This is a genomic window from Micromonospora sp. URMC 107, from assembly GCF_051386315.1.
GTDB lineage: Bacteria > Actinomycetota > Actinomycetes > Mycobacteriales > Micromonosporaceae > Micromonospora.
On the sequence record NZ_JBPQTK010000195.1, the window covers coordinates 1 to 7065 of the forward strand.

Below are 7065 nucleotides of genomic sequence, written 5' to 3' on the forward strand. Positions count from 1 at the left end.
GCCCGGCGGCGCGAAGCCGCCGGGCCGTCCGTTCGTCGGGGGCGGCAGGGCCGTCCGGTGGTCGGCTTGTCCGGTCGTCGGGGGCCGCCGCCCCGTCCGGTCGTCGGGGCTGCCGGGCCGTCCGGCGGTCCCGGTGCCGAGCGTGAGGTGGACCGCCGGTACGCCGAAGGGGCCCGCGCCCGGTCGGGCGCGGACCCCTCGCTCACTGCGGCCGGCGGTTCCGGCCGGTCTCAGGCGCGCGGGCGGTGCTGCGCGGTCAGCTTCTCCAACACCGGGACGAGCTCGTTCGCGGTGGGCGTGCCCATCCGCTCGGCGCGCAGCCGGCCGGCGTTCTCCTTGAACGTCGGGTCCTTCAGCACCCGGACGAGCTCGTCGCGGAGCAGGTCCGGGGTCAGGAAGTCCGAGTCCGCCACGTAGACGCCCGCGCCCCGCCGCTCCAGCCCGTTGCCCTCGGCGACCGGCCCCCACCACTTCTCGGTCCAGTACGCGCTCGGCACGATGAGCTGGGGCACCCCGCTCTCCACCGCCGCGGCGAAGGTCTGCGTGCCGCCGTGGTGGACGATCGCCGAGCAGGTGGGCAGCAGGACGTTCATCGGGACGAACTCCACCGCCCGGACGTTGTCCGGAATCCGCGGTCGCTCGGCGAGCTGCCGCTTGTCGAGCGTGGCGACGACCTCGATGTCGAGGTCGGACACCGCCTCCAGCAGGTCGGTGGCGGACGCCTCCACCCCGTGCGACTCCCGGTGCGAGACCCCGAGGGTCAGGCACACCCTGGGCCGGCCGGGCGGTTCCCGCAGCCAGTCCGGGACCCGGGTCGGCCCGTTGTACGGCACGTGGCGGATCGGCACGTAGTGCACGTTCGTCGTCGGGTGCCAGACCCAGGACGGCATCGGGTCGATGGTCCACTGTCCGAGCGCGATCTCCTCGTCGAAGTCGTGCCCGTACCGTTGGAGGAACGGCCGCAGCCAGTCGGCCAGCGGGTCGTTGAGCGGGCCGGACGGGTTGCGGGCGCTGGCGGCGTGGAAGGCCGCCCGGATCTGGCCGAGCCCGTCGGCGCCGAACAGCAGGCGCGCGTGCGCCGCGCCGCTCACCCGGGCGGCCACCGGCCCGGCCAGTGCCAGCGAGTTCCAGATGATCAGATCCGGCCGCCACTCCCGGGCGAAGTCGATCAGGTCCGTGAAGAGGCTGTCCGGGCAGACGAGCGGGAAGAAGCCCGTCGAGATCGACTCCAGGTGACCGTGGGGATCCTCGGGGAAGCTGCCGTCGACCGGCTTCACCCACGTGCGGGGCTGCCCGTCGTCGACCCGGGGCGGCGCGGCCGGCCCGAGTTTCTCGTTCATGCGCAGCACCTCGCCGACCGGCGCGGGCAGGAAGCCGGTGCGCATGACGTCGTCCGCGAGATCCGGTTGGCTGGCGACCCGCACCTGGTGCCCGGCGATCTGGAACGCCCACGCCAGCGGAGTCATCGCGTACAGGTGTGACTTGTTGATGCCCGCGAGGAAGAGGACCCGCATGGCTCTCCTTTCCGTGTCCGTGTCGAGCGGCGGGTCAGGGGGTGAGGACCAGGGGCAGCGCGGCGAGGCCGCGCATGATGTTCGGTCCGCCGATGCGCCACTCCAGTTCCTCGTACGCGCAGGCGAGCTCGATCTTCGAGAAGCGGCGCAGCAGCGTGCCGAAGGCGATCTGGCCCTCGACCCGGGCCAGCGGGGCGCCGATGCAGTAGTGCACGCCGTGCCCGAACGCCACGTGCGGGTTGTCCTTGCGCGCGAGGTCGAGGCGGTCCGGCTCGCCGAACACGTTGGGGTCCCGGTCCGCCGCGCCGAGCACGATGTTGACCGCGCTGCCCTCGGGGATGGTGACTCCGGCGATCTCGACGTCCTCGGTCGTGAAGCGCATCGGCACCCGCTCGATGGGACCGTCGTAGCGGAGCAGCTCGTCGATCGCGGTGGACATCACCTCGGGCTGTTCGCGCAGCAGACGGAGCTGGTCCGGGTGCCGCAGGAGGGCGACCGTGCCGTTGCCGATCAGGTTGACGGTGGTCTCGTGGCCGGCGACCAGCAGCAGCTTGATCATGCCGAGCAGTTCGCGCTCGGAGAGCTGGTCCTGCTTGCCGGGCACGATCAGGGCGCTGATCAGGTTGGGCTGGGAGTCGTAGTCGAGCTCCGGGTTGACCTCGGTCCGCATCTTCCCGATCAGCTCGGTCAGGTAGCGGTCCATGTTCTGGTTGCCCTGCCGCCGGCTCTGCACCCCCTCCGGGGTCATCGGGGACGCGAGCAGCATCCGGGTCCACTGGCCGAAGTCGTCACGGTCCTCGCCGGGGATGCCGAGCAGCTCGCAGATGACCGTGATCGGCAGCGGGTACGCCAGGCCGGTGATCAGGTCGACCTCGCGGCGGGCCGCCATGGCCTCGACGAGCTCGTCGGTGATCTCCTGGATCCGCGGGCGGAGCCGCTCGATCCGGCGGCGGGTGAAGGCCATCCCGACCAGGCGCCGCTGCCGGGTGTGGTCGGGAGGGTCGCTGTTGAGCATGTTGGCCCCGAGCGGTCCCTCGTCGCCGACGCCGGCGGCCATCACCTTGGCCCACTCGGGCGCGCGCTTCGGATCCTTGGAGAAGCGGGGGTCGGCGAGCGCGGCGCGGGCGTCCTCGTACCGGGTGATGAGCCAGATCTCGGAGTTCATCGGGCCGCGGACGAAGTGGACGGGCGACTCCTCCCGCAACCTGGCGTAACTCGGGTAGGGGTTCGACTGGAAGTCCTTGCTCTGCAGATCAACCGGTGTCATGGTTTTTCCCCCTCGGAAGGCAGGGAGCCTGCCCTGGCGTTCCGGCTCGATCGGTCGGGGCGGTCAGGTCATGGAACGGCCGGGGCTGGTGCGCCAGGTAGCCCTGCGCTATATGGTCATCGCGGGCTGTGTGGCATCGCATCTCCTGAGTTGCGGTACCCGGCCGGCCCGCCGGAGCGGGTCGACCGCACCGCTCCCCGCGCGTCGCGGGATCCCGTCGGCCGGTCGACCGGCCCCGGGCGGGGGACGAAGCCCGCCGCAGCGATGACTATGCGGTCCGCCGGTCGTCTTATCTGTGGGGGCGGGCGTGGATGGTCGGCTGACCAGGACGGAGGACGGTTCGTGGGCGGAGTTGGCGCGAGGCCGGGCGGGACCGGGGCCGCGGCGGTCGGGGACGCGGCGGTGGGTGACGCGGTCCGGGCGGGCGACGAACAGACCTTCGCGGAGCTGACCGAACGGCACCGGCGGGAGTTGCAGGTCCACTGCTACCGGATGCTCGGGTCGTTCGACGACGCCGAGGATCTCGTGCAGGAGACGTTCCTGCGGGCCTGGCGCAAGCGGGAGAGCTTCCAGGGCCGCTCCACGGTGCGGGCCTGGCTCTACCGGATCGCCACGAACGCCTGCCTCGACTTCCTCGAACGCCACAACCGGCAGCCGCGCCAGCTCGTCGCCCCCACCCTCTCCCACGGGTCCGTGTCCGGGCGCACGGCGCTGCCGCAGGTGGAGGTTCCGTGGCTCCAGCCGTACCCGGACCGGTTGCTGGAGCCCGTCGCGCCGCCCGACGTCGAGCCGGACGCGGCGCTGGTCGCCAAGGAGACCATCGAGCTGGCCTTCCTCGCCGCGATCCAGCACCTGCCGCCCCGGCAGCGGGCGGTGCTCATCCTGCGCGACGTGCTCGGCTGGCCGGCCACCGACACCGCCACGCTGCTCGACGGCACGGTCGCCGCGGTCAACAGCGCCCTGCAGCGGGCGCGCGCCACCCTCAAGCGGCACCTGCCGGAGCGCCGGATGGAGTGGCCGGCGGCGACCGACCCGAGCCAGGAGGAACGGGCGGTGCTGCAGCGCTACGTGGAGGCCACCGAACGCGCCGACCTGTCGGCGCTCGCGGCGCTGCTGCGCGAGGACGCCCGCTTCACGATGCCGCCCAAGCCGACCTGGTTCGAGGGACGGGACGCGATCATCGAGAGCTGGACGCCCGCGATGGTCGGCCCCACGGCCTGGAAGGACTGGTACCACGTGCTCACGCGGGCCAACCGTCAGCCCGCCGTCGCCTGCTACGTGCGGGGGCCGGGGCGGTCCCGCTACCAGGCGCTCGGCCTCGACGTGCTCCGCATCGAGGGCGGGCAGATCGTGGAGATCACCGCCTTCCTCCCCCGGATCTTCCCGGCCTTCGGGCTGCCGCTGTCCCGCTGATGGACGGCGGCGAGGACGACCGGGTCTCCTTCCTCAACCGTTGGCTGCCGTCGCTGCTCCGGCTGCTCGTGATGGTGGTCGATCCGGGGACCGTGCGGACCGTCGACCCGGCCGAGTGGGGCGACGCGATCGTCGTCCTCGAGTACGGCCAGGTCGAGGTCGAGTACCCCGGCGGCGGGTTGCAGCGCTTCGGGCGCGGCGACGTGCTGTGGTTCGACGGGCTGGCGCCCCTGTCCATCCGCAATCTCGGGTCCGGGCCCGCCGTGCTGGCCGCCGTGTCCCGTAACCGGCCGGCGTAGTCGCGCCGCCGGAGGCCGTACGGCGGACTGCCGTCCTGACCTGGGCGGTCACTGCCGCGACCGCGGCGGCGCCCGGCCGTGCGGTGCGTGGCGGTGCTGTCGCGGGCAGCGATGAGTTTTTCCGCGTTCCGCCGTCTCAACCAGGGTCGGCAGCGGTGAGGGCGCCGCTGATGGTCACCCGAGAGACGGAACGCAGGAGAAACACGATGGCGCAGCCGAAAGTTGTCAGCCGGGACGAGTGGGAAGCGGCCCGTGCGGAGCTCCTCGTCAAGGAGAAGGAGCTCACCCGGGCGCGCGACGCGCTGAGCGCCCTGCGGCGTGAACTGCCGATGGTCCGGGTCGAGAAGGAGTACGTCTTCCAGGGGCCGGACGGCCCGGTGGACCTGGTGGGCCTGTTCGACGGCCGCCGCCAGCTCATCGTCCGGCACTTCATGTTCCACCCGGACTGGGACGAGGGCTGTGTGGGCTGCTCGCTACAGGTCGACAACCTCGGCCACCCGGCCCACCTGCACGCCCGGGACACCAACCTGGTGCTGGTGTCCCGCGCCCCGCTGACCAAGCTCGAGCCGTTCCGGCAGCGCATGGGCTGGACGGTGCCGTGGTTCTCGTCCTTCGGCAGCGACTTCAACCCCGACTTCGGCGTCACCAACAACGACTCCGAGTCCTCCGGCCTGAGCGTGTTCCTCCGCGACGGGACGGACGTCTTCCACACCTACTCGTCCTTCTCCCGGGGCGGCGACGCGCTCATCAACACCTACAACTACCTCGACCTGACGGCGCTGGGCCGGCAGGAGGAGGAGCTGGACTACCCGCAGCAGTGGTGGCGACACCACGACCGGTACGACGCGTGACCCCGCCCACCCCACCGCCACCGCAATCGACCGCCTGTACGACGCAGAAGGGTTTGCCATGGACATGAACACAGCGACGCCCGACCCCGGTGTGCGGGCCACCTCGCGCGAGTGGTGGGGACTGGCCGTTCTGGCGCTTCCCACACTGCTGCTGTCACTGGACCTCAGTGTGCTGCACCTGGCGCTTCCCCAGCTCAGCGCCGACCTGGGCGCCACCATGGTCCAGCAGTTGTGGATCATCGACATCTACGGCTTCATGATCGCCGGCTTCCTGATCACGATGGGCAGCCTCGGCGACCGGATCGGGCGCCGGAAGCTGCTGCTGATCGGTGCGGTGGCCTTCGCCATCGCCTCGGTGGTCGCCGCGTTCTCGACGTCGCCCGAGATGCTGATCGTGACCCGGGCGCTGATGGGCCTCGCCGGCGCGACCCTCATGCCGTCCACCCTGGCGTTGATCAGCAACATGTTCCAGGACCCGGCGCAGCGGGGAGCCGCGATCGGCGTCTGGGTGAGCTGCTTCATGGGCGGCATGGCGCTCGGCCCCCTGGTCGGCGGCACCGTGCTGCAGTTCTTCTGGTGGGGAGCGGTCTTCCTGCTCGCCGTCCCGGTGATGGCGCTGCTGCTCGTGGCCGGCCCGGCGCTGCTGCCGGAGTTCCGTGACACCACCTCCACGAAGCGGCTCGACCTGGTCAGCGTGGCGCTCTCCCTCGCCACCATCCTGCCGCTGGTGTACGGCATCAAGGAACTGGCCAAGGGCGGCTGGGAGCCCGTGCCGGCACTGGCCATCGTCGTCGGCGTGGTGTTCGGGGTGGCCTTCGTGCTCCGCCAGCGGCGCCTCGCCGAGCCGCTGATGGACCTGCGCCTGTTCAGCAACCGGTCCTTCAGCGGAGCGCTGGTGATCGCGCTGCTCGGCGCCGCGATCGGTGGCGGCACCATCCTGGTCGTCAACCTCTACCTCCAGATGGTCGCGGGCCTCTCGCCGCTGCGGGCCGGGCTGCTGATGCTGCCGTCCGGCTTCGCCATGGTCGCCGCGGCCATGACCGCGCCGGCGATCGCCCGCAAGGTCCGCCCGGCCTACGTCATCGCGGGCGGCTTCCTGGTCGCCGCGGTCGGCTACCTGCTGCTCACCCAGCTCGACCGCGCCGGCGGGCTGGCGCTCGTCGTCGTCGGCGTGATCCTGACCAGCGCCGGCAGCGGACCGCAGGCGGCGCTCAGCACCGAGCTGGTGCTCCGCAACACGCCGCCGGAGAAGGCCGGTTCGGCGGCCTCCATGTCGGAGACCAGTGGCGAGCTCGGCATGGCCCTCGGCGTCGCCGCCCTGGGCAGCGTCGCCACCGCGGTGTACGGCGGGGTGCTGAGCGACAACATGCCCGCCGGCACGCCGGCCGAGGCGGCGCAGAGCGCCCGGGAGAGCATCGTCGGCGCCATCAACGCCGGGGAGCAGCTGGCCGGGCCGGTCGGGGCCCAGCTGCTGGAGGCCGCACGGGACGCCTTCACCAGCGGCCTGCACGTCGTGGTCGCCGTGAGCGCGGCGCTGTACGTCATCCTCGCCCTCGTGGCCGTCGCCACGCTGCGACACGCCCCGCCGAGTGGCGCCGTCGAGGCGCCGGGGCAGGCCGAGGTACCTGAGCCGTCGGTGGAGACCGCCAACTGACGGCACGAGCAGCGGCGGCCGGCCCGGGCCGCCGCGCGGTGGGGGGGGGGGGGGGGGGGGGGGGGGG

6 protein-coding genes are annotated in these 7065 nt (G+C 72.3%); 4 read left to right on the top strand and 2 right to left on the bottom strand.

Going from position 1 to position 7065, the window contains the following annotated elements:
- Nucleotides 1–230: 230 nt before the first annotated feature.
- Nucleotides 231–1514, bottom strand: a complete 1284-nt coding sequence (locus ACSNN9_RS26980) for an activator-dependent family glycosyltransferase (RefSeq protein WP_436676073.1) — start codon at nt 1512–1514, stop codon at nt 231–233.
- A 34-nt stretch (nt 1515–1548) separates the two neighbouring features.
- On the bottom strand, nt 1549–2781 hold the full coding sequence (locus tag ACSNN9_RS26985) for a cytochrome P450 family protein (protein ID WP_436676075.1): 1233 nt from the start codon (nt 2779–2781) through the stop codon (nt 1549–1551).
- Nucleotides 2782–3183: 402 nt separating this feature from the next.
- Between ACSNN9_RS26985 and ACSNN9_RS26990 the strand changes: the two genes are divergently transcribed.
- The 4 genes from ACSNN9_RS26990 (at nt 3184) to ACSNN9_RS27005 (ending at nt 6998) form a co-directional block, all read left to right on the top strand.
- On the top strand, nt 3184–4194 hold the full coding sequence (locus ACSNN9_RS26990; protein ID WP_436676076.1) for a sigma-70 family RNA polymerase sigma factor: 1011 nt from the start codon (nt 3184–3186) through the stop codon (nt 4192–4194).
- Nucleotides 4194–4493: a hypothetical protein gene (locus tag ACSNN9_RS26995; RefSeq protein WP_436676077.1), complete on the top strand. Its 300-nt coding sequence runs from the start codon at nt 4194–4196 to the stop codon at nt 4491–4493. The genes ACSNN9_RS26990 and ACSNN9_RS26995 overlap by 1 nt, the downstream gene beginning before the upstream one ends.
- 206 nt (nt 4494–4699) lie before the next feature.
- The gene (locus tag ACSNN9_RS27000; RefSeq protein WP_436676078.1) at nt 4700–5344 is read left to right on the top strand and encodes a DUF899 domain-containing protein; all 645 of its coding nucleotides are present in this window, start codon (nt 4700–4702) and stop codon (nt 5342–5344) included.
- Nucleotides 5345–5408: 64 nt separating this feature from the next.
- A complete protein-coding gene (locus ACSNN9_RS27005) occupies nt 5409–6998 on the top strand; it encodes an MFS transporter (RefSeq protein WP_436676079.1) in 1590 nt (529 codons plus the stop codon).
- Nucleotides 6999–7065 lie beyond the last annotated feature (67 nt).

What these genes read in the sequence shown, in the direction of transcription:
- ACSNN9_RS26980 (WP_436676073.1), bottom strand. Translation starts at nt 1,514, where the DNA reads ATGCGGGTCCTCTTCCTCGCGGGCATCAACAAGTCACACCTGTACGCG.
- ACSNN9_RS26985 (WP_436676075.1), bottom strand. Translation starts at nt 2,781, where the DNA reads ATGACACCGGTTGATCTGCAGAGCAAGGACTTCCAGTCGAACCCCTAC.
- ACSNN9_RS26995 (WP_436676077.1), top strand. Translation starts at nt 4,194, where the DNA reads ATGGACGGCGGCGAGGACGACCGGGTCTCCTTCCTCAACCGTTGGCTG.
- ACSNN9_RS27000 (WP_436676078.1), top strand. Translation starts at nt 4,700, where the DNA reads ATGGCGCAGCCGAAAGTTGTCAGCCGGGACGAGTGGGAAGCGGCCCGT.
- ACSNN9_RS27005 (WP_436676079.1), top strand. Translation starts at nt 5,409, where the DNA reads ATGAACACAGCGACGCCCGACCCCGGTGTGCGGGCCACCTCGCGCGAG.